Here is a 22,453-nt window from a genome sequence, read left to right on the forward strand (position 1 = left end):
GTGGGTGGATCGCTCGTCCTCGAGCGCCGCGGTCCGGTGCTCGTCGTGACGCTCGACCGGGCGGCCAAGCGCAACGCGGTCGACGCCGCGATGACCGCGGCCCTCGACGCCGCGTTCGAGGAGCTGGCCGACGACGACGCGCTGCGGGTCGCCGTACTGATGGCGCGGGGGCCCGTCTTCTGCGCGGGCAGCGACCTGCGCGCCGGGCCGGGCGCGCCCACCCCCGCCGGGGGCGAGTACGGCGTCGTGCGGCGGCGTCGTACCAAGCCGGTGATCGCGGCCGTCCAGGGCCCGGCCCTCGGCGGCGGCTTCGAGCTCGTCCTGGCCTGCGACCTGGTCGTCGCCGTCCCGGAGGCGACCTTCGCGCTGCCCGAGGCGGGGCTCGGCCGGATCCCGAACGCCGGCGGGCTGTTCCGCACCCTCGACCGGTTGCCCCGCACCGTGGCGCTCGAGCTGCTCGTCGCGGGAGGGCGCCTGACGGCTGACCGCGCGTACGACCTGGGACTGGTCAACCGGTTGAGCGAGCCGGAGCGCCTGCTGGACGACGCGATGGAGCTGGCGCACGGCGTGTGCCGCAGCTCGCCGGGCTCGGTCGCGGCCGCGCTCGACGCCGTCCGCGCCTACGCCGCCGCCGGCGAGGGTGCTGGGTGGGAGGCCACGGCCGTAGCCCTGGAGCGGACCCGCGCGTCCGCCGACCGGGCCGAGGGCGACCGGGCGTTCGCCGAGCGCCGCCCGCCGGCCTGGGCCGTCCCGGCAGCGGAGGTCTGAGCATGCGCGCCGTGCAGATCGTCCGCCTCGACGGTCCGGGGTCTGTCGAGGTCCGCGACGTCGCGGTGCCGGAGCCGGCGGACGATGAGGTTCTCGTGCGGGTGCGGGCCGCCGGCGTCGGCTTCCCGGAGGTGCTGATGTCGCGCGGCGCCTATCAGCGCCAGCCGGATCTGCCGTTCACCCCCGGCGCCGAGATCGCCGGCGAGGTCGTCGCCGCACCCGCCGGATCGGGTCTCGTTCCTGGGGACCGCGTGGCAGCCGTCTGCCTACTCGGCGGCTTCGCGGAGTACGCCGTGGCGCCGGTGGACCGCACGGTCGCGCTGCCCGACGGCGTCTCGTTCGCGGAGGGGGCGGCGTTCGCCTTCAACTACGGCACGGCCTACTTCGCCCTCCTGGAGCGCGGCCGGCTCGAGCCCGGCGAGGCGGTGCTCGTCCACGGCGCCGCCGGCGGCCTCGGCACGGCAGTGATCCAGACCGCCAAGGCGTTCGGCGCCGGCCGGGTGGTCGCCGTGACCTCGACCGACGAGAAGGGCGCCCTGGCATTGAGAGCCGGGGCCGACGACTACGTCCTAGCCGACGGGTTCAAGGACGCGGTGGTCCGCGGGGGAGAGGTGGACCTCGTCATCGACCCGGTCGGCGGCGACCGCTTCACCGACTCCCTGCGCTGCCTGCGCCCCGACGGGCGACTGGTCGTCGTCGGGTTCGCCGCCGGCGACATCCCGACGGTCCGGGTGAACCGCCTGCTGCTGCGCAACGTGAGCGTGGTCGGCGCGGCTTGGGTGGGCTACGCGTTCGGCCGGCCCGGGCACGTGGCGCGCGATCTGCACGCACTGCTGCCGCACCTTGCGCGGGGAGCACTGCGCCCGGTCGTCGGGGCGGAGTACGCCCTGGCCGACGCCGGACGTGCCCTGACGGATCTCGCCGAGCGGCGCGCCCGCGGCAAGGTCGTCCTTCGCCCCTGATGCCCCCGCGGGCGTGGGCGTCAGCGCACGGCGTTGTCAGCGATGATGATGTCGCTCGCGATCCAGGCCAGCGCCTGGGTCGGTGCCGAGCAGTTGCCCGAGGGCATCTGCGGGAAGACCGAGGAGTCGACGACCCGGAGCCCCTCGACGCCCCGCACCCGCAGGTGCCCGTCGACGACGTCGTCGTCGTCCGGTCCCATGGCGCAGGTGCCGAGGGTGTGCAGGCCGGCGACGCCGGAGTCACGGGTGAACTCGATGATCTCCTCGTCGGTCGAGACCTGGGGACCGGGCTCGAGCTCCTGGGTGACGTAGCGTGAGAAGGGCTCCGTCGCGAGGATCTCGCGACCCTTGCGCAGCACCTTCACCGCGAGGTCGCGATCGTGCTGGGTCTCCAGGAAGCTGGCCACGACGCGCGGCGGCTTCGTCGGGTCGGGCGAGGTGACGTGTACCGAGCCGGCGCTGGTGGGGTACGTCGCCGAGACGACGAACCGCGCGCCGGGGGACTTGTCCACGACCAGGCGCCCCGAGATCGGATTGACCCGCGACGTCGAGATCGGCGTGAAGAACGCGTGGGTGTCGGGTCGGCTCGACGCAGGGTCCGAGCGGTACGCCGCGACCACGTTGTAGCCGCCGTGCGCGATCAAACCCGACCGGGTGAACAGGTACTTGAAGCCCGCCCACATCTGACGCCGGAAGCTCGAGGCCTGCTTGTTGAACCCCTCGACACCCGAGAGCGAGACCTGCAGGGTGACCCCGCGGTGCTCGCGCAGGTTCTCTCCCACCCGGGGGCTCGCGACCACCACTGGGATGCCTGCGGCGTCCAGGACGTCAGGGCGACCGATGCCGGAACGCTCGAGCAGCTGGGGCGACTCCAGCGGGCCACCGGCGACGATCACCTCGCGGCGTACGTCGAAGACGGTGCTGCCGGACCGGGTCCGCGCCTCCACGCCGGTGACCCGGGTGCCATCCAGCACGAGACGATCGGCCTCGGTGTGCGTGAGGATCGTCAGGTTGCGTCGCTTGCGGGCGGGACGGAGGTAGGCCCGCGCGGCGCTCATCCGGGTCCCGCGCTTGATGTTCGAGGCGACGTAGCCGACCCGGTCGTCGTCGGTGCCGTTGGGATCCTCGACGAACCCGATGCCGTGCTTGCCCATCGCCTCGATCATCGCGTCGCTGGCCTCCTCCGGCGGGCTGGCGATCGACACCGGAACCGGTCCGCCGACGCCGCGCACCGGCCCGGGACCCAGCTCGTGGTCCTCGATCGCCCGGAACGCCTGGACGAACCGCTCCCAGTTCCACCCGATCATCCCCTGCTGCTCCAGGGCGTCGTAGTCCGGCGCCCAGCCACGGTTCCAGACCATCCCGTTGATCGTGGTCGAGCCGCCGAGGACCCGGCCCTTGGCCCACTCGGCGGTGACGCCGGAGCCGTAGGGCTCGGTCCGGTACTTCTGCGACGACCTCGGCGAGTTCATCGTGAAGTAGAAGCCCTTCGGCACCAGGTGCATGGGGTTCCGGTCGGGGCCGCCCGCCTCGAGCAGCAGCACGGACGTCGCCGGGTCGGCGCTCAGCCGGTTGGCGACGACAGCGCCGCCAGCACCGCTGCCGATGACGATGTAGTCGTAGACGGACGTGGGCCGCTCGCTCATGGGCACGCTCTCCGGTTCAAGTGATGGAGCCTACGATGCTACTATCGTGTTTGTGACGTCGTCACCTACGGCCCCCCTGGTCACCGACGAGATGCGCTCGATCGTCGGCTCGGTCGTCGATCGCCGGGTGTCGTTCCCCGTCGCCGCCTCCGACATCCGGCGCTGGGTCATCGCCGTCCACCATCCCGACCCCGCACCGCCGGAGCTCCTGGCTCCTGGCGCGCCTGCCCCGGCCGAGTTCAACCCGTTCGCGTGGCTGGTCGCCGAACGCATCGAGCCGCTGATCCCCTACGGGTCGCGGGACGCCGACCGCTACGAGAAGACCGCCGGCGTCCACGGCCCGGGGCTGGCCTTCCAGGTGGCGGCAGGTCTCGACGTCGAGTACGGCGTGCCGATGGTCGAGGGCGACGTGATCGTCTCCGTGACCACGCTCGAGGAGTACCGCGAGAAGCAGGGTCGCGTGGGGCCGATGCTGTTCACGGTCCTCCGCGACGAGTGGACCAACCAGGACGGGGAGCGGGTGAAGGTCATCCGCGAGACCTCCATCCGCTACGCATGACGCGGCCGGTCGCGGTCGGCGACGAGCTGCCCGCACTCAAGCGCACACCCGGGTTCGCGGAGTGGAACCGCTTCGCGGCGGTGAACTGCGAGTTCGTCCCGATCCACATGGACGACGAGGAGGGCCGCCGGGCCGGATATCCGCGCGCGATCGGCATGGGCCGATTGCAGTGGTCCTACGTCCACACGATGCTGCGGGGCTGGATCGGCGACACCGGTCGGATCGTCGCGTTGAGCCTGGAGTTCCGCCGCCCGAGCCTGCGCGACGAGCCCCTCGCGGTGCGCGGGCGGGTGCTGGCGGTCCGTGGCGACGGGGAGCGACAGGAGGTGGACCTCGAGGTGTGGGTCGAGGACGCGGGCGGAGCCGTGCTGGCGCCGGGGTCGGCGACCGTCGAACTCCACTAGTTCATCAGTTGTGTTGCGCGTCACCTATGTTGTCCTTATGATGAAGTAACATCATTGGGGACGTCGATCCAGTCGTCTGCCCCGTCCCGCAGACCCTCGAAGGTGGGCAGCATGACCGAGCTTCAGCGCTTCAGCATGACGATCGACGGGGAGTCGGTCGGCTCCTCGACCGTCGAGGTCGTCAACCCGGCCACCGAGCAGTCCTGGGCCGAGGTCCCGGCGGCCACCACGGACGAGCTCGACGCCGCGTTCGCCGCCGCGGCCCGAGCCTTCGACTCCTGGTCCGCCGACGACGACGCGCGGCGCGACGCCCTGCGCAAGGCCGCCGAGGTCGTGATGGGTTCCGTCGACGAGTTCGCCCAGATCCTCGTCAAGGAGCAGGGAAAGCCGCTCGCCGACGCGACCGGCGAGGCCCAGGGCACTGCGGCCTGGATCGGCTACTTCGCCGACCTCGACATCGCTGAGCAGGAGATCATCACCGAAGGTGCGGTGGCGCAGGTCCGCTACCCGCTCGGCGTCGTCGCCGCGATCACCCCGTGGAACTACCCGCTGATCCAGGCGGCGTGGAAGTTCGCCCCCGCGCTGCGCGCCGGCAACACCGTGGTGCTCAAGCCCTCGCCGTACACCCCGGCCGCGACGTTGCGCCTCGGCGAGCTGCTGCAGGGCGTGCTGCCCGCAGGAGTGCTGAACATCGTCTCCGGCGGGGACGAGGTCGGCGTCGCCATGACCAAGCACCCCGAGACCGCCATGGTCAGCTTCACGGGGTCGGTCGCGGCCGGCAAGGCGGTCCAGGCGGCCGTCGCCCCCGACCTGAAGCGTGTCACCCTCGAGCTGGGCGGCAACGACCCGGCCATCCTGCTCGACGACGTCGACGCGGCGGCCATCGCCGAGGACCTGTTCTGGGCGGCCTTCACCAACAACGGTCAGGTCTGCGGCGTCGCGAAGCGGGTCTACGTCCCCGAGGCGCTGTACGGCGAAGTCGCGGACGCGCTCGCCCGAGTGGCGGACGCCACGCCCGTCGGCGAAGGCACCGAGGAAGGCGTGCGGCTGGGCCCGATCAACAATCGCGCGCAGTACGACCGGGTGACCTCGCTGCTCGACAGCGCGGTCTCGGCCGGCGCCACCGTGCGCGCCGGCGGGAGCCGGCAGGGTGAGGCGGGCTACTTCGTGAAGCCGACGATCCTCACCGACGTGCCCCAGGGTCACGACATCATCGACGAAGAGCAGTTCGGCCCGGTGCTGCCGCTGGTGCCCTACACCGACCTCGACAGCGTGATCCGTGAGGTGAACACGTCGAAGTACGGCCTGGGCGGCTCCGTGTGGAGCTCCGACCCCGACCGGGCGCTCGCCGTCGGACGTCGTCTGCGCGTCGGCACGGTCTACATCAACGGGCACGCGATCAACCACGGCCCGCACGTGCCGTTCGGTGGTGCCCGTTGGAGCGGCATCGGCGTCGAGAACAGCCTGGCCGGTCTGGAGGAGTACACCCAGCGCCAGGTCATCTACGCCAACGGCGCTCGGATCTGAGCTCGGAAGCACCCCCTCCACCCATCTCGTCCGAACCCACGTGGCCGCCGGCGTCGCGCCGGCTCCCGTGCCCGTTCCGTCCGCTTCGCGGGTCTGACCAAGGGAACTCACCATCATGCTGAATGAGCTGCTGCCGTTCATCGTCGCGGGGATCGCGACGGGAGCGGTGCTGGGCATCGCCGGCACCGGGCTGGTCCTCACCTACAAGACCTCGGGCATCTTCAACATCGGGCACGGCGCCGTGGCCGCGGCCTCGGCGTACCTCTTCTACTACCTCAACGTCGAGCGCGAGTGGTCCTGGGGCTGGGCGGTGCTGGTCGCCGTCGGTGTGCTCTGTCCGCTCCTCGGCCTCCTGATGGCCGCCATCAGCGCGCGCCTCGCCGAGCAACGGGCGGCGATGAAGATCGTCGCCACGATCGGCCTGGTCCTCATCGTGCAAGGACTCGCGACGATCAAGTTCGGCTACAACACGCTGCGGGTCCCGCAGTTCCTGCCGAAGGGCACCGAGTTCTTCGAGGTCGGCGGCGTCAACGTCACGTACGCGCAGGTCACGGTCACCGCGATCTCGCTGGTCGCCGTCGGGGCGCTCTACCTGTTCTTCCGACTCTCCCGCACCGGCCTCGCGATGCGCGCCGTGGTCAACGACCCGGAGCTCGTGGGTCTGCACGGCACCAATCCGCAGCGGGTCCAGCGTCTGGCCTGGATCATCGGTGCGACCTTCGCCGGTGTCTCCGGCGTGATGATCGCGCCCACCAGCGGCCTGGAGTCGGTCGCGCTGACGTTCCTCGTCGTGCAGGCCTTCGGCGCGGCCGCCGTCGGCGCCTTCTCCAGCATCCCGCTGACCTACGTGGGCGCACTGGTCATCGGCATCACCGCGAGCGTCTCGACCAAGTACGTCCTGGAGGTGCCGGAGATGGCCGGCCTGCCGTCCAGCCTGCCCTTCATCTTCCTCATCGTGGCCCTGCTGGTCCTGCCACGGCGCAAGCTCGACGCGCCCGCCCGGGCCGAGCGGCCGCCGACGTCGCCGTGGCACGGTCCGGCGCGCCTGCGCCTCGGCGTCGGTGTCGTCGTGGTGGTGCTGCTCGGCCTCGTGCCGATGATGGCCGGCAACAACCTGTCGTACTTCACCGTCGGCCTGACCCAGGCCATCATGCTGCTCTCGCTCGGCCTACTGATCCGTACGGCCGGCCTGGTGTCGCTGTGCCATGCCGCGTTCGCCGCCGTCGGCGCGGTCGCGTTCGCCCAGTTTGTGTCGGAGTGGAGCCTCCCCTGGCTGCCGGCCGTCCTGCTCGGTGCGCTCGTCGTAGTGCCCGTGGCGGCGCTGCTGGCCCTGCCCGCGATCCGGCTGTCCGGTCTGTTCCTCGCGCTGACGACCCTCGGGTTTGGCCTGATGCTGGAGCAGCTGGTCTACCCACGCTCCTACTTCTTCACCCAGGACGGCCTCGGCCGCGCGATGCCGCGGCCCTCGGGCTTCGAGAGCGACGAGTCCTACTACTACGTGGTCCTGGCCTTCTTCGTCGTCATCTCCGTCGCGATGGTGGTCATCCACCGCAGCCGGATGGGCCGGATCCTGCAAGGACTCTCGGAGTCTCCGCTCGCCGTGCGCACCTTGGGTCTGAACGTCAACCTGACCCGGCTGATCGTCTTCTGCGTCGCCGGCTACGTCGCCGGCGTCTCGGGCATCCTCTACGGCTCCTCGGTCAACTTCGCCGTCCTGGGCGACTCCTCCTACACGGCCTACTACTCGTTGGTCCTGGTCGCGACCCTTGCGCTGATGCCCTTCCGGGAGCCCTGGTACGCCGTCGTGGCGCTGGTCGCCGCGGCGCTTCCGGCGTACCTGCACAGCGACAACACCGCGAGCTGGCTCAACGTGCTCTTCGGCTTCTTCGCCATCGTGACGGCGGTGCAGGGCGGCACGCCCCAGATGCCCGCCCGCATCCGCGGCTTCATCGAGGCCCGCTTCGGCACGGCTGAGGACGCCGCGGCGCCCGCCCGGTCCGGGGAGGACCCCTGGACGCTGCCGGCCCACGCCTCGGGCCTGGAGGTGCGCGACCTGACCATCAAGTACGGCGGCCGCACTGCGGTCGAGTCGGTCTCGTTCACCGCCCCGGTCGGCCAGATCACCGGTCTGATCGGCCCCAACGGCGCCGGGAAGACCACGACCTTCAACGCCGCCAGCGGGCTGCTCACGCCCTCGACCGGCAGCGTGTGGCTGCACGGGCAGGACGTCACCCGGCTCGACGCGGCTGCTCGTGGCCGGCGGGGCCTGGGGCGCACGTTCCAGCTGATGCAACTGGCCGACTCCCTGACCGTGTCGCAGAACGTGGCCCTCGGGGTGGAGTCGGGCATGGCCGGCTCGAACGTGCGCGGTCAGCTCCTCGCGACCCGTGCCGAGCGGAACGCGACCCGCGAGGCCTCCGAGCACGCGATGGAGCTGTGCGGCATCGCCGACCTGCGCCACCACCGTGCCGGCGCACTCTCGACGGGGCAGCGCCGCCTGGTCGAGCTCGCCCGTTGCTTGAGCGGTCCGTTCGACGTCCTGCTGCTCGACGAGCCCTCGTCGGGACTGGATCCCCACGAGACCGAGCGGTTCGGCCAGACGCTGCTCGACGTCGTCGCCGACCGCGGTTGCGGAATCCTGCTCGTCGAGCACGACATGGCGCTGGTCCTGCGCATCTGCACCGAGATCCACGTCCTCGACTTCGGTCGCCTGCTCTTCTCGGGCTCGCCGTCCGAGGTCCGCACCAGCCCCGTCGTCCAGGCCGCCTACCTCGGCAGCTTCGAGGACGAGGCCGCCGCCGAGGCCATCACCGAGAAGGGACTGGTCCCGTGACCGTCACCGACACCGTCAGCCCGTCGACCGAGACCGCCCACCCCGCCCTGGAGCTGCGCGGCGTCAGCAGCGCGTACGGCGAGACGCAGGTGCTCCGCGACGTGTCGATCGCTGTGCCGCCGGGCTCGGTCACGGCGCTCATCGGACCCAACGGCGCCGGCAAGACCACCTCGCTGCGCGTGGCGTCGGGCCTGGTGAAGCCGACCAGCGGCGAGGTGCTCCTGCACGGTCAGCCGGTCACCGGGTGGTCGCCGCACCGCCTGGCGGGTCGCGGGCTGTGCCATGTGCCGGAGGGGCGCGGGGTCTACCGCAACCTCACCGTCGAGGAGAACCTGACGATGATGTCGCCGCCCGGCTCGGTCGCCGAGGGGATCGAGAAGGCGACCGCGACCTTCCCGATCCTGGGCGACCGGCTCAAGCAGAAGGCCGGCACGCTCAGCGGCGGGGAGCAGCAGATGCTGTCGCTGTCGGCGGCGTACCTGCGCAAGCCGACGATCGTCCTGGTCGACGAACCGTCGCTGGGCCTGGCCCCGATCATCGTCGACCTGGTCTTCGACTTCCTCAAGACGCTCAAGGCCGAGGGCATCGCCCTGCTCCTCGTGGACCAATACGCGCTGCGGACCCTCAGCATCGCTGACACCGCCTACGTCCTGCGGCGAGGCCAGATCGCCTACACCGGCAGCGCCCAGGAGCTGCTGCAGGGCGACATGTTCGAGCAGTACATCGGCGAGGGCGTCAGCTGAGCCTCCCGCACCACCCGCCCAGGAAAGCCTGCGAAGGAGAAGGAATCACATGCCGTCCATGCTGGAACGAGCCGAGAGCTCGGGCCTGCCGGTCCACCTGCTCGACCTGGAGAACGACGCCCGCCTGGCCGACGACCCGTTCGCCGTGTGGGACGAGATGACCTCGGTGGCGCCGCTGTTCTACAGCCCGGCCAACCGCGGGTTCCTGGTGGCCTCGGACTTCGACACCATCAAGACGGTGCTGCGTGACTGGAAGACGTGGTCGAACCTGCCGACGACGATCGTGTACACCAAGGAACAGGTCTTGATGAACACGCCGCCGATCAGCATGGACCCGCCGATCCACACCAAGTACCGGCGCGCGTTGATCCCGCTGTTCGCGCCGAACGTCCTCGCGCCGCTCGAGCCGAAGATCGAGAAGATCACCCACGACCTGATCGACGAGCTGCTCGCGAAGCCGGACCCGGACTACATCCGCGACTTCTCGTCGCAGCTGCCGGCCCGGTTCTTCCTCGGCTGGCTGGGGCTCGGCGACGCCGACGTCAAGCGCATGTACGAGCTCGCGCAGCGCGCGACGTTCGAGTTCGACGACCAGGCCAAGCGCGACGCGGTGGAGCACGAGATCGGTGAGATCGTCGGCGACCTGTTCCGGGCCCGCAAGGCCGAGCCCGCCGACGATCTGGCCAGCTCGATGCTGGCCATGGAGGTCGACGGCGAACCGATCGACGTCGACCTGTGCATCGACATCGGCCGACTGGCGTTCATCGCGGGGCAGGACACGACGTCGACGCAGCTCGGCTACATCATGTGGCACCTGGCGCGCAATCCGCAGGACCGTGAGCTCATGGTGCAGCGCCCCGAGCTGACCAACGAGGCGGTCGAGGAGCTGACCCGCTTCTACAACACCGGTGGCCCGGCCGGTCGCATCGCCAGCCAGGCCGGGGAGCTCAACGGCTTCCCGATCGAGGCCGGCGACCGCATCTTCATCGCCCGGGCCGGCGCCGACCGTGCCTTCGCCCCCGAGGTTCAGCTCGATCGCAACCCCAACCGGCACACGGCGTTCGGGCTCGGCGCGCATCGCTGCCTCGGATCGCACGTCGCGCGGGTCGAGATGGAGATCGCGCTCAAGGTCTGGCACGAGCGCATCCCCGAGTACCGCATCAAGGACGGCTTCACCCCGAAGCACCGCTACGGATCGTTCATGCAGCAGCTCACGAGCCTGCCGCTGGACATCGGCTGACGAACCCCACGAGCAGAGGAGACGGTATGAGCGAGACGACCACCAGCACGGACGGCGGCCTGCGCTACGTCCTGGACCGCGACCTGTGCGCCGGGCACGGACGCTGCTACGCGCTGGCGCCGGAGTCCTTCGAGTCCGACGACGTCGGCTACGGCCTGACCAAGGACGTCGTCCACCCGGCCGATCGGCTGACGGCGATGGAGGCCGTGGCGATGGCGTGCCCCGAGGAGGCCATCACCGTGGAGAAGGTCGACGCCTGACACCTGATCGACCACGACGAGGGCCCCGCCGACATCGGCGGGGCCCCTCGTCGTGCTGGGACCGATCAGCCGAGGTCGAAGCCCTTGTAGCCGGCCTCGGCGGCCTCGGCGATCCGCTCGCGGTACTGCGGCTGCCCGCCGGCGTACAGCAGGTAGGCGCGGCGGCGGCCCTCAACGTTCGAGCCGAAGGCCCACGACTCGGCATCCTCCTGCAGGGTGCCGACGATGCCGCTGTTGACGTGCTCGTTCCACTCGTCCTCGGCCGTCTCGGTCGTGGCGATGCGCGTCAGGCCGAGATCACGCAGGTGCGCCAGGCACGCTGCGACCCAGGTCGACTGGGTCTCGGTGAGGCGGGGGATGATGCCCGACGAGCTCTGCGGGCCACCGACCATGAACAGGTTCGGGAAGCCCGAGACCTGCAGGCCCAGGTAGCTGCGCGGTCCGTCGATCCAGTGGTCGACGAGCGTCTCACCATCGACGCCGCGGATGTCGATCGTGTTGTACGAGCCGGTCACCGCCTCGAACCCCGTGGCGATGACGACGAGGTCGAACTCGTAGTGCCGGGCGGACGTCTCGACGCCGGTAGCGGTGTACCGGACGAGCGGTTCGTCGATGGTCGAGACCAGGGACACGTTCGGCTCGTTGTACGTCTCGAAGTAGCCGTTCTCGAGCGGGGGCCGCTTCTGCCCGAATCCGTGATCGGTCGGGATGAGCAGGTCGGCGATCGCGGGGTCGTTCACCCGTCCCCGAATCTTCTCGGCGAGATACGCGGTGACGTTGGCGTTGGCCTCCCGGTTGACCGAGATGTCGCGGAAGTTGCCCATCACGAAGGCCATCCCGGGGGCCTCGTACAGCTCGTCCCATACTGCGCGGCGCTGCTCGTCGGTCATCTCGAGCGACGACTCGGGCTTAGGTCCGTGGATGCCCCCACCGGGCGTGCGCTGAGTGGTCTGGTAGATCTCCTCGATCCGCTCGCGGATGTCCGCCATGCGCACGTCGTCGATCGGGAAGTTGTTGATGGGGGTGCACCAGTTGGGGGAGCGCTGGAAGACGGTCAGCGACTCGGCCTCCTTCGCCAGGAGCGGGATGATCTGCACGCCGCTCGAACCGGTGCCGATCACGGCGACCCGCTTGCCGGCGACGTCGACGTCGCGATCGGGCCACAGACCGGTGTGGTGCCACTCGCCCTGGAAGTCCTCGAGACCGGGGACCTTGGGGAAGGCGGGCTTGGACAGGATGCCGAGCGCCGTGACGAGGAAGCGCGTGCGGAGGACCTCGCCCGACTCCAGGGTCACGACCCATGCGGTCTCCTCCTCGTGCCAGTGCGCGGAGACGACCCGGGCGTTCAGCTGCACGTGCCGGCGCAGGTCGAGCCGGTCGGCCACGAAGTTGAGGTAGGCCTCGGTCTCGGGCTGCGAGGCGTACTCCTCGGTCCACGACCACTCGTCGACGATCTCCTGCGAGAAGAAGTACCCGTAGGTGTAGCTCTCGGAGTCGAACCGGGCCCCGGGGTAGCGGTTCCAGAACCACACCCCGCCGAGGCCGCTGCCGGCCTCGAGGAGCCGGACATCGAAGCCGCGCTCGCGAAGCTCCCAGAGCTGGTGGAGGCCGGAGATGCCACCGCCGACGACGATCGCGTCGAGCCGGCTCCCCCCGTCGGCGATCGTCTCGGTCTCGGTCAGGTCAGCCATCTCTACTCTTCTCGTCGTTCGCGTCGCCGAGGTGGCGCGAGTACGCGCCCAACGGTGCTATAACCATGGTCATGTTCTGGTACAAACATCATAACTACGTCCTTGTGTTGCTGTCACCGGCACCGCCGACCCGATGAGCCCTGGTGCTGCTGTGGTGATGGGGTCGTCCAGCCCGACGGAGCCCTCGGTGCCCGCGTGGTACCGCGACGCGCTCGCGCTCGTCCCCGCGTACGACGCCGTCACGGCGGCCGGGGCCCGCGTCGCTTACCGCGCCTGGGGACCGGTCGGGGCGCCCGGCGTGGTGCTCGTGCACGGCAGCGCCGCGCACGGCGGATGGTGGGATCACGTCGCGCCGCACCTGGACCGCACGCGCAGAGTCGTCGCGATCGACCTGTCTGGACACGGGGCGAGCGACCACCGGCCGGCGTACGCGCTGGAGGTGTGGGCGCACGAGGTCGCGGCGGTGGCCGACGCCGCCGGGGCCCGGGGACCGATCGTGCTCGTCGGTCACAGCATGGGCGCCTTCGTGACCCTGCGGGCGGCGGAGGTGCCGCGCGCCGAGGTGGCCGGCGTGCTCGCCATCGACCCCCCGGTCCGCGAGATCGACAGCGAGGTCCGAGCCGCTCGAGCGGCGTTGGCCGCCGCCGTACCTCCGGTGTACGCGACCGCGGCCGATGCCGCCGCCCGCTGGCGGCCGCGACCGGCCCAGCACGTCCTGCCCTACGTGCGGGACCACATCGCCGCGGAGTCAGTGGGCCCGGTCGACGGAGGCTGGTCGTGGCGGTTCGACCCCCGGGCCTTCGACCGACCCGACGTCGAGCCCGAGGACTGGGGGCCGATCGAGTGCGACGTCACGGTGCTGCGCGCCGAGCACGGCATGCTGTCGAGCGCGATGGCCGACCACCTGGTCGACCGGCTCGGGCCGAGGGCCCGGCGTCTCGACGTCCACGGGGCCGGGCACCACGTGATGCTCGACCGGCCGCTCGCCGTAGCCTCCGCGGCCCAGGACCTGCTCGCCCGGGTGGACCGCGCATGAGCACGACGGCGCTCGTGGTCGGCGGGACCGGGCCGACGGGCCCCCACATCGTGCGCGGTCTGCAGGAGCGCGGATACGAGGTGGCCATCCTGCACCGCGGCACTCACGAGACCGACGAGCTGGGCGACCTCGAGCACCTGCACGCCGACCCGCACTTCCAGGAGTCGGTGGAGCAGGTGCTTGGCGTCCGCAGCTTCGACGTCGTCGTCAGCACCTACGGCCGGCTGCGCCGTGTCGCCGCGGCTGTGGGAGGGCGGTGCGACGAGTTCGTCGGGGTCAGCGGGGTGCCCGTCTACGCCGGCTACCACGAGCCGGAGGCCCGCTGGCCACGCGGTATGCCGATCGCGACCGCCGAGGGCGACGCCTCCCAGGAGCGCCCGTTCGGAGAGGAAGAGAGTGCCGCTGCCCGGTTCGCGCGCGCCATCCACGACACCGAGCGGTCGGTGCTGGCGCTGCACGATCAGGGAGCGTTCCGCGCGAGCCTCTTCCGCTACCCCTCGATCTACGGGCCGCGTCAGCTCTACCCGCGCGACTGGTCGATCATCCGGCGGGTCCTCGACGGCCGGACGCGCGTGATCCTGCCTGACGGCGGGCTGACGATCCTCACCCGGTGCGCCGCCGTGAACGCCGCCAACTTCCTGCTCACGGCGGTCGACCGACCGGACGCGGCAGGCGGGCAGGTGTTCAACGTGGGGGACCTGCAGCAGTACAGCCTGCGCCAGTGGACCCAGATGGTCGCCCGGTACGCCGGCGGCGAGCTGGACGTCGTCTCCCTGCCGTTCGACCTCGCTGGTCCCGGCCGCGAACTCTTCCCGGTGCCGCACGCCGACCACGGCCTGGTGAGCATCCACCGGGCCTGCACCCGGCTGGGGTACGTCGAGGCGGTGCCGGCTGCCGAGGCGCTGCGCGCGAGCGTCGAGTGGTACCTGGAGCACCCGCCGGAGCCCCGGGTCGTCGAGGGCATGGTCGACACCTTCGACTACGCCGCCGAGGACCGGCTGATGGACCGGTTCGCGCAGGTGACGGCAGAGCTGCGCGCCGAGCAGGGCGAGGCCAGAACGGCCGACCACCCCTATGCCCACCCCACCGCGCCGGGAGCCACCGACCACCGAGGGCGGTGAGCCGGCTCTTACCAGGGTTGTGTAGACAATTATGTTCCCAATGTTGTTAACAGTGGATTTACAGCACAACTGCGTTCTATGGTGTGCTCTGCGTCACTCAATCTCGCCTGGTCGTGAAGGCATGTTCATAGGAGAGCGTCATGAAGTGGAACAAGGTACGGACCCGCAGGACGACGAGGGCGACGGTCGCGATCGCCGCCCTCGCGCTGGTGCTGGCCGCCTGCGGTGACAGCGAGGGCGCGGACGCCGTCGACGAGGGGGCCAAGCTGGACGGTGAGCCCATCAAGATTGGGTTCGCGGTGTCGCTGACTGGTCCGCAGTCGTCGAGCACCGCCGGGTCCGCCCCGGCGGCCCAGGCCTGGGCCCAGCAGACCAACGCCGACGGCGGCATCAACGGCCGGCCCGTCGAGATCGTCGTGGTCGACACCAAGAACAACGCCAGTGCCGCGCAGGCGGCCGCCAAGGAACTCGTCGAGGATGAGGACATCGTGGCGATGATGGTCACCGACTCCGTCGCCGAGGGCGCTGTGGGCGAGTACCTCCAGGGCGAGAACATCCCCGTCATCGGGTCCGGCGGCTACAACCAGGACGTCTGGAACAAGCTCCCGAGCTTCCTGACACAGTCGCCGAACTCCCTCGTGGTCATCCAGTCCCTGCTGACCGCCGCGGTCTCCTCCGGCGCCAGTGAGTTCGCGGCCGCCGTCTGTGCCGAGTCCGCCACCTGCGCCGAGGGCGCCGACGCGGTCTTCGGGCCGGGCACCGAGGCGGCTGGTCTGGGCTACGGCGGCTACGTCAAGATCACCTCGACCGCCGCGAACTACACGGCCGAGTGCCTGAGCTTCAACGAGAAGAACGCGGACTACATCGCGGTCCTGGTCCCGGTCGACACCGCCGTACGCGTGATGTCCGACTGCGTCCAGCAGGGCTACGATGGCGCCTTCGCGACCTCGTCGACCAGCTTCAGCCCGACCAAGTACGGCGAGATCCCGGGCATGAACATGATCGGCACGCTCAACGGCTTCCCGTGGTGGGCCGACGACCCGCAGGTCGAGCGCTTCCGCGATGCGATGGACAAGTACGAGTCCGACACCGACATCGCCAGCACGAGCACCACGACCGTCTGGTCCAGCCTCGAGCTGTTCAAGAAGGCCCTCGGAGCCGACACCGAGACGGTGACCCGTGACAGCGTCTTCGCGTCCTACTACGCCATCAAGGACGAGACCCTCGACGGTCTGCTGCCTCAGCCCATCACCTACACCGAGGGGCAGCCCGCCCCGGTCGTCAACTGCTTCTGGCAGTACGACTTCACCGCAGGCGACGACAACCCCGAGCTGCTGCCGCCGACCGGCGAGTCCGGCAACGGCGCCAGCGGCGACCTGGCGACGGCCTGCACGCCGGCCGCCTGAACCATCCCGGCTCGACGAGCCGGAGCCGCCCCACCCGCTCACCGCGTCGGTCCCCGAACCGGCGCGGTGAGCGCCGTACCGGACCCGACCACCCCGCCCTCGGAGGCCCGCATGCCCGCTCAGCCCCAGCGGTTCACGATCGACGTCCCCGAGGCGGTGCTCAAGGACCTCCGCCATCGGCTGGCCGCCACCCGCTGGTCCGACGACCCGGGCAACGACGACTGGCGCTACGGGACGTCGAGCGCCTACCTGCGAAGCCTGGTCGAGTACTGGCTCGACGGCTATGACTGGCGGGCCCACGAGGCGCGGATGAACCGCTTCGAGCACTACCGGGTCGAGATCGACAACGTGCCGATCCACTTCCTGCGCCGCGGGGGCACCGGCGCGGACCCAGTGCCGCTGCTGCTGACGCACGGGTGGCCGTGGACCTTCTGGGACTTCGCCGAGATGATCGAGCCGCTCGCCGACCCAGCAGCCCACGGGGGCGGTCCCAGGGACGGCTTCGACCTCGTCGTTCCGTCACTGCCCGGCTTCGGGTTCTCCTCGCCGCTCACCCGCACCGGAGTGGGTGCGGCGACCACCGCAGGGCTGTGGAGCCGGCTGATGACCGAGGTGCTCGGCTACGAGCGGTACGGCGCGATGGGCGGCGACTTCGGCGCCGTAGTGACCCAGCGCCTCGCGCACGAGCGTCCCGACGAGCTGATCGGGGTGCACTTGACGCGCTACCGGCGCCCCTCCGGCGCGGCCGGTGTCGCCGCGGTGACCGGGGGCCGCGAGGACTACGGCCCGGACGAGCAGGGCGACTACGAGCGGGACCGTGCGGGCGCGGCGCTGACCGCCAGCCACCTAGCCGTGCACACCCACGACCCCCAGTCGCTGGCCATCGGCCTGCATGACTCGCCGGTCGGGCTGGCCGCCTGGCTCCTCGAACGCCGGCGCAGCTGGTCGGACTGCGGGGGAGACCTGGAGTCGGTCTACACCAAGGACGAGCTGATCACGACGATCATGCTCTACTGGGTGACCGGCACGATCGGGTCGTCGCTGCGCTACTACTGGGAGACCGCGCGCGAGGACCGGCCGCTAACCGGCGGCGCGCGCATCGACGTACCGCTGGCGGTGGGGGTGCTGCCCGGTGACGTGAGCGCCCTGCCGCGTCGGCACGCCGAGGAGGACACCGACCTCCGGCAGTGGACGCGGCTCCCGCGCGGGGGCCACTTCGGCCCGGCCGAGGTCCCGGACCTCCTCGTGGCCGATCTGCGCGACTTCTTCCGTCCGCTTCGTTGAAGGCTTGCCCGCACTGTGGTCTTCTAGTGGTGGTATAGTTGTGTTAGATCTCAGGGATCGCAAGTCTGGGCATAGCATTCTCGACGGAAGTGGTGGTGGACGTGGTGGCCGACGCGAGCAACGAGTCGGTGCGGACGTTGGTGGTCTCGCGCAAGCAGGCGCTGACCGCGGACGTGACGCTGCTCGATCTGCGTGACCCGGAAGGGGCGGCGCTCCCGGCCTGGGAACCCGGCGCCCACGTCGACCTGGTGCTCCCGGACGACATGGTCCGCCAGTACTCCCTGTGCAGCGACCCCGGCGACGCCCACGTGTGGCAGGTTGGCGTGCTGCGGGAGCCCGCCGGCCGCGGGGGCTCGATCCACATCCACGACGTGCTGGCGGAGGGCGACACCCTCGAGGTGCGGGGCCCGCGCAACAACTTCCCGCTGGAGCCGGCCGAGTCCTACCTCTTCATCGGCGGCGGGATCGGCATCACGCCGCTCATCCCGATGATCGACGCCGCGATCTCCCAGGGGACGCCCTGGGAGCTGGTCTACGGCGGTCGATCCCGCGACACTATGTGCTTCGTTGACCAGCTGGAGAGCTACGGCGACCAGGTGGCCATCCGGCCGCAGGACGTGCACGGACTGCTGGACCTGCCCGGGATGCTGGGGGAGGCGCGCGTGGGCACGGCGGTCTACTGCTGTGGCCCCGAGCCGCTACTGCAGGCCGTCGAGGCGGCCTGCGCGTCGTGGCCGGCTGGCGCCCTGCACCTGGAGCGGTTCAGTGCCAAGGAGCTGGAGGAGCCGGTGCGCTCCGACTCCTTCGAGATCGAGCTCACCGTCTCCGACGTGGTGCTCACGGTGCCACCGGACCGCTCGATCATGCAGGTCATGGAGGACAACGGCATCCCGGTCGTCGCCTCCTGCATGGAAGGCACCTGCGGGTCGTGCGAGACCGTCGTCCTCGGCGGTACGCCGGACCACCGAGACTCGATCCTCTCGCCGGCGGAGCAAGAGGCCAGCGAGACCATGATGGTCTGCGTCTCCCGGTCGGTGAGCCCGCGGCTCACCCTCGAAATCTGAGCGTCTTCTCAGGCCGCGTCGCCGATCGATCCGCACCCGATCGAGTGTTGTCCTAATGATGTTCGACCATTAGTGTGAGCACGGACACAAGAACGATTGGCGCCATCGCCGTACTGCACCGTCCGGACCCGAGGAGAGCCCGATGACCGCTGAGCTGACGATCGACGAGCTGCACGAGAAGTACCGCCTGGACTACGACCCGTACCACGCGGTCCCGATCGCCCAGCACCTGGCCGAGCTCGCTGAGCGGCGCCAGACGATGCCGGTCTCCTACTCGGCGCGCGGCAAGGGCTGCTGGGTGCTGACCCGCTACGACGACATCGCCAGCGTCCTGCGCCGCAACAACCGGGGGTTCATCAGCTTCCCCAACGACCCTGACGGCCAGAACTCGCAGGGGTCCAACGACGGCATGATCCCGATCGAGATCGACGGCGACCGGCACAAGCAGTTCCGCCAGCTCCTCGATCCCTACTTCTCGCCCCAGAAGGTCGCGGAGAAGGAGGACACGCTCCGCCAGTGGGCGAACCGCCTCATCGACGGCTGGATCGAGGACGGACGCTGCGACTTCGTCAACGGATTCGCCCTTCCGTTCCCCGGAGTCACCGTGCTCACCATCATGGGCTGGCCCCTCGAGGACCTCGACCTCATGAACGACTGGACCAGCACCCTGCTGCACGGCAAGCCCGGCGGCTCCCCGGAGGAGCAGATGGCCGTGCGTGGCCAGGCCCACGTCGACATGCGCGCCTACATGCTCGCGATGATCGAGCGACGTCGGGGCGAGGCCTCGCGTGACGACGTCACCTCGGGTGCGCTGAACGTCGAGATCGACGGGAAGCGGCTCACCGACAACGAGCTGTTCGACATGTTCCTGCTCATGATGACCGCCGGCCTCGACACGGTGCAGAGCGTGCTGTGCCAGAGCATGGTCTACCTCGCCAGACACCCCGAGCAGTGGGACAAGATGTTCGAGGCACCGGAGTCCCTGGAGCCGGCGATCGAGGAGCTCCTGCGCTGGTGCGCCCCCGCGGTCCCCACCCGCAACGTCGTCCAGGACGTCGAGGTCGCTGGCCTTCACCTGCCCCCGGGCGAACGCGTGCACTTCCCGCTCGCCGTGGCCAACCGGGACCCCGCGGTCTACCCAGACCCCGACGAGGTGATCCTCGACCGCGTCGCGAAGCCGCACCTGGCGTTCGGTCTCGGCACCCACCGCTGCGTGGGCCTGCACCTGGCGCGCCTGGAGCTGAAGATCGCCTTCACCGAGCTCCACCGGCGGATGCCGACCTTCCGGCTCGCGCCCGACGCCGAGCCGCACGAGCACCTCGGTCTGGCCTGGGGCACCGACAACGTCCACCTCGAGTTCACGCCCGGCTCGCGCGAGCGCTGAGCGCCGCGTCCCGATCCCCCGCCCACTTCCACCCATCAGGAGTTCCCGTGACCGCCGACCTCACCCTCGACGAGCTGCGCGCGCAGTACCGCCGCGACTACGACCCGTACGCCCACTGGACCATCGCCGAGCACCTGGCGGAGATCGCCGAGCGCCGGGAGCAGGCACCGATCTCCTACTCCGCGCGCGGCAACGGCTGCTGGGTGCTGACGAGGTACGACGACATCGCGAGCGTGCTGCGCCGCAACAACCGGGGGTTCATCAGCTTCCCGAACGAGCCGGACGGGATCAACGCGATGGGCACCTCGGTGGGTCAGATCCCGATCGAGGTCGACGGCTCGCTGCACAAGCAGTTCCGCGCCCTGCTCGACCCGTACTTCTCCCCGAAGCGGGTCGCGGAGAAGGAGGACACGCTCCGCGACTGGGCGAACATCCTCATCGACGACTGGATCGAGGCGGGGTCGTGCGACTTCGTCGACGGTTTCGCGCTGCCCTTCCCCGGCGCCACGGTGCTCTCGATCATGGGCTGGCCCGGCGAGGACCTGCACCGGCTCAACAGCTGGGCCGACACCCTCATGCACGGCGTGGCCGGCGGGACGCCGGAGGAGACCGCAGCGGCCCGCGGCGTCGCCCACGGCGAGCTGCGGGAGTACTTCATGCAGCTCATCGCCGACCGTCGCGAGAGCGGTCCGCGCGACGACGTCACCTCGGGCGCGATGGAGGTGGAGATCGACGGCAAGAGGATGACTGACACCGAGCTCTTCGACCTGTTCGTGCTGATGATGGCCGCCGGTCTCGACACCGTGCAGAGCGTGCTGTGCCAGAGCATGGTCTACCTCGCCCGGAACCCCGAGCAGTGGGACAAGATGTTCGAGACGCCCGAGTCGCTCGAGCCCGCGATCGAGGAGCTGCTGCGGGTCGGCGCCCCTGCGGTCCCGACGCGCAACGTCGTCCACGACGAGGTCGAGGTCGCCGGCCTGATGCTGCCCAAGGGCGAGCGCGTGCACTTCCCGCTCGCCGCGGCCTGCCGCGACCCCGAGGTCTACCCGAACCCCGACGAGGTCATCTTCGACCGCGTCGCGAAGCCGCACCTGGCCTTCGGCCTCGGGACCCACCGCTGCGTCGGCCTCCACCTCGCCCGGCTCGAGCTGAAGGTCGCCTTCACCGAGCTGCACCGGCGGATGCCCACCTTCTCGCTGGTTCCCGGCATCGAGCCCCGCGACCACCTGGCACTGGCCTGGGGGGTCAACGACGTGCACCTGCGCTTCGAGCCGGGACCGCGCGAGAAGACGACCGCGTCCTGATGGAGCCCGCGCAGGACCCGCGCACCATCGCGGTCGTCGGCGCGTCGCTCGGCGGCCTACGGGCTGTCGACGCGCTGCGCCGCCTCGGGTACGCCGGCCGGCTGGTCGTGATCGGCGCCGAGCCGCACATGCCCTACACCCGGCCACCGCTCACCAAGAAGCTGCTCCTCGGTGACGGCGTCGCCGAGCACGCCCAGGTGGCGCTTCGGGTCAAGCCCGACCCCCACGACACCGAGTGGGTCCTCGGGCGCGACGTGGTGCACTGCGACCTCGCTGCGCGCCGGCTGACGCTCGACGACGGGACGACCGTCGACTTTGACGGTCTGGTCGCGGCGACCGGGGTGCGTTCGCGCCGGCTCCCCCTGGAGCCGGACACGGCATCGCCGTCGCTGCCCATCCGCACACTGGAGGACTCGGTCGCCGTCTCCGAGCGGCTGCGTCCCGACGCGTCGGTCGCCATCATCGGCGCCGGCTTCATCGGGTGCGAGGTCGCGGCGGCGGCGCGTGCGCGGGGCTGCCGGGTCGCGGTGGTCGCGGTCGACGAGGTGCCGATGCAGCGGCCGCTCGGCCTGCAGGTCGGGGCCGAGCTGCGGCGGCGTCACGAGGCAGCCGGGGTGGTCTTCCACCTCGGGCGCGGGGTGGCGTCGATGGCGCCCGAGGGCGGCGGCACGCGGCTGCGTCTGGACGACGGAACCACGCTGGAGGCCGACGTCGTGGTCGAGGCCGTGGGATCGGTGCCGAACGTCGAGTGGCTCGCCGGCAACGGTCTGGACCTGGACGACGGCGTGCTGTGCGACGGCGCCCTGCGCATGGGCGGGATCCGAGCCTGCGTCGCCGTCGGCGACGTGGCGCGCTTCCCGAACGCCATTCTCGGTGGGCCTCCGCGTCGGGTCGAGCACTGGCAGATCCCGGGCGAGACCGCCGTACACGCGGCGGCGACGCTGTTCGCCGACCTCGGTGGGGCGGAGGACGACGGGGAGCCGTTCGGCACGCTGCCGACGTTCTGGTCGGACCAGCAAGTCGCGAGCATTCGCGCCTTCGGCGCGCCCGGCCTGGCCGACGACGTGCGCGTGCTCGAGGGGGACCTGGCCGGTGACGTCGCGATCGGCTATCTCCACGAAGGGGCGTTGGTGGGAGTCGTCCTCCTCGGCCTGGCCAAGGAACAGGGGCGCTTCCTGCAGCAGGTCCAGGAATCGCTGACGCTGGCCCGGGCGTAGCCGG

19 protein-coding genes are annotated in these 22,453 nt (G+C 70.7%); 17 read left to right on the forward strand and 2 right to left on the reverse strand.

Annotated elements, in window-relative coordinates; translation table 11 throughout:
- Together ABEA33_RS15230 and ABEA33_RS15235 are read left to right on the forward strand one after the other, a co-directional pair.
- Positions 1-768: an enoyl-CoA hydratase-related protein gene (locus ABEA33_RS15230; RefSeq protein WP_345527662.1), complete on the forward strand. Its 768-nt coding sequence runs from the start codon at positions 1-3 to the stop codon at positions 766-768.
- Positions 769-770: 2 nt separating this feature from the next.
- Positions 771-1,730 (forward strand): NADPH:quinone oxidoreductase family protein, encoded by a 960-nt coding sequence (locus ABEA33_RS15235; RefSeq protein ID WP_345527663.1) that lies wholly within the window; start codon positions 771-773, stop codon positions 1,728-1,730.
- 20 nt (positions 1,731-1,750) lie between these two features.
- Here the strand turns inward: ABEA33_RS15235 and ABEA33_RS15240 are convergent, their stop codons facing one another.
- Positions 1,751-3,376 (reverse strand): GMC family oxidoreductase, encoded by a 1,626-nt coding sequence (locus tag ABEA33_RS15240; RefSeq protein ID WP_345527664.1) that lies wholly within the window; start codon positions 3,374-3,376, stop codon positions 1,751-1,753.
- Positions 3,377-3,428: 52 nt separating this feature from the next.
- On the opposite strand from ABEA33_RS15240, the gene ABEA33_RS15245 reads away from it, so the two are divergent.
- The 7 genes from ABEA33_RS15245 (at position 3,429) to ABEA33_RS15275 (ending at position 10,942) form a co-directional block, all read left to right on the forward strand.
- Complete coding sequence (locus tag ABEA33_RS15245) at positions 3,429-3,935, forward strand: FAS1-like dehydratase domain-containing protein (RefSeq protein WP_345527665.1); 507 nt, start codon at positions 3,429-3,431, stop codon at positions 3,933-3,935.
- A complete protein-coding gene (locus tag ABEA33_RS15250; protein WP_345527666.1) occupies positions 3,932-4,339 on the forward strand; it encodes a hotdog family protein in 408 nt (135 codons plus the stop codon). Before ABEA33_RS15245 ends, ABEA33_RS15250 begins: the two co-directional genes overlap by 4 nt.
- 111 nt (positions 4,340-4,450) lie before the next feature.
- Entirely contained in the window at positions 4,451-5,866 is a 1,416-nt protein-coding gene (locus ABEA33_RS15255) for an aldehyde dehydrogenase family protein (protein WP_345527667.1), read from the forward strand.
- Positions 5,867-5,981: 115 nt separating this feature from the next.
- Entirely contained in the window at positions 5,982-8,699 is a 2,718-nt protein-coding gene (locus ABEA33_RS15260) for an ABC transporter permease subunit (protein ID WP_345527668.1), read from the forward strand.
- Positions 8,696-9,442, forward strand: coding sequence for an ABC transporter ATP-binding protein (locus ABEA33_RS15265; RefSeq protein WP_345527669.1), 747 nt, complete (start codon positions 8,696-8,698; stop codon positions 9,440-9,442). The genes ABEA33_RS15260 and ABEA33_RS15265 overlap by 4 nt, the downstream gene beginning before the upstream one ends.
- A 49-nt stretch (positions 9,443-9,491) precedes the next feature.
- A complete protein-coding gene (locus ABEA33_RS15270; protein ID WP_345527670.1) occupies positions 9,492-10,682 on the forward strand; it encodes a cytochrome P450 in 1,191 nt (396 codons plus the stop codon).
- Positions 10,683-10,708: 26 nt separating this feature from the next.
- Positions 10,709-10,942, forward strand: coding sequence for a ferredoxin (locus tag ABEA33_RS15275; RefSeq protein ID WP_345527671.1), 234 nt, complete (start codon positions 10,709-10,711; stop codon positions 10,940-10,942).
- 65 nt (positions 10,943-11,007) lie between these two features.
- Here ABEA33_RS15275 and ABEA33_RS15280 read toward each other — a convergent pair whose 3' ends face one another.
- Positions 11,008-12,633, reverse strand: a complete 1,626-nt coding sequence (locus ABEA33_RS15280; RefSeq protein ID WP_345527672.1) for a flavin-containing monooxygenase — start codon at positions 12,631-12,633, stop codon at positions 11,008-11,010.
- A gap of 187 nt (positions 12,634-12,820) precedes the next feature.
- On the opposite strand from ABEA33_RS15280, the gene ABEA33_RS15285 reads away from it, so the two are divergent.
- From ABEA33_RS15285 to ABEA33_RS15320, 8 genes are all read left to right on the forward strand, one after another.
- On the forward strand, positions 12,821-13,669 hold the full coding sequence (locus ABEA33_RS15285) for an alpha/beta fold hydrolase (RefSeq protein ID WP_345527673.1): 849 nt from the start codon (positions 12,821-12,823) through the stop codon (positions 13,667-13,669).
- Entirely contained in the window at positions 13,666-14,790 is a 1,125-nt protein-coding gene (locus ABEA33_RS15290; protein WP_345527674.1) for an NAD-dependent epimerase/dehydratase family protein, read from the forward strand. Before ABEA33_RS15285 ends, ABEA33_RS15290 begins: the two co-directional genes overlap by 4 nt.
- A 140-nt stretch (positions 14,791-14,930) precedes the next feature.
- Positions 14,931-16,196, forward strand: a complete 1,266-nt coding sequence (locus ABEA33_RS15295; RefSeq protein WP_345527675.1) for an ABC transporter substrate-binding protein — start codon at positions 14,931-14,933, stop codon at positions 16,194-16,196.
- Between the two features lie 111 nt (positions 16,197-16,307).
- Positions 16,308-17,480, forward strand: coding sequence for an epoxide hydrolase family protein (locus ABEA33_RS15300; RefSeq protein WP_345527676.1), 1,173 nt, complete (start codon positions 16,308-16,310; stop codon positions 17,478-17,480).
- A gap of 92 nt (positions 17,481-17,572) precedes the next feature.
- Positions 17,573-18,544 carry a PDR/VanB family oxidoreductase gene (locus tag ABEA33_RS15305; protein ID WP_345527677.1) on the forward strand — a complete coding sequence of 324 codons (972 nt, stop codon included), beginning with the start codon at positions 17,573-17,575 and terminating at the stop codon, positions 18,542-18,544.
- A 142-nt stretch (positions 18,545-18,686) separates the two neighbouring features.
- Positions 18,687-19,928 carry a cytochrome P450 gene (locus ABEA33_RS15310; RefSeq protein WP_345527679.1) on the forward strand — a complete coding sequence of 414 codons (1,242 nt, stop codon included), beginning with the start codon at positions 18,687-18,689 and terminating at the stop codon, positions 19,926-19,928.
- 47 nt (positions 19,929-19,975) lie between these two features.
- Entirely contained in the window at positions 19,976-21,232 is a 1,257-nt protein-coding gene (locus tag ABEA33_RS15315) for a cytochrome P450 (protein WP_345527680.1), read from the forward strand.
- Positions 21,232-22,449: an NAD(P)/FAD-dependent oxidoreductase gene (locus tag ABEA33_RS15320; protein WP_345527681.1), complete on the forward strand. Its 1,218-nt coding sequence runs from the start codon at positions 21,232-21,234 to the stop codon at positions 22,447-22,449. The genes ABEA33_RS15315 and ABEA33_RS15320 overlap by 1 nt, the downstream gene beginning before the upstream one ends.
- Positions 22,450-22,453 lie beyond the last annotated feature (4 nt).

It is taken from the genome of Nocardioides endophyticus (genome assembly GCF_039543845.1).
GTDB classification, from domain to species: domain Bacteria; phylum Actinomycetota; class Actinomycetes; order Propionibacteriales; family Nocardioidaceae; genus Nocardioides; species Nocardioides endophyticus.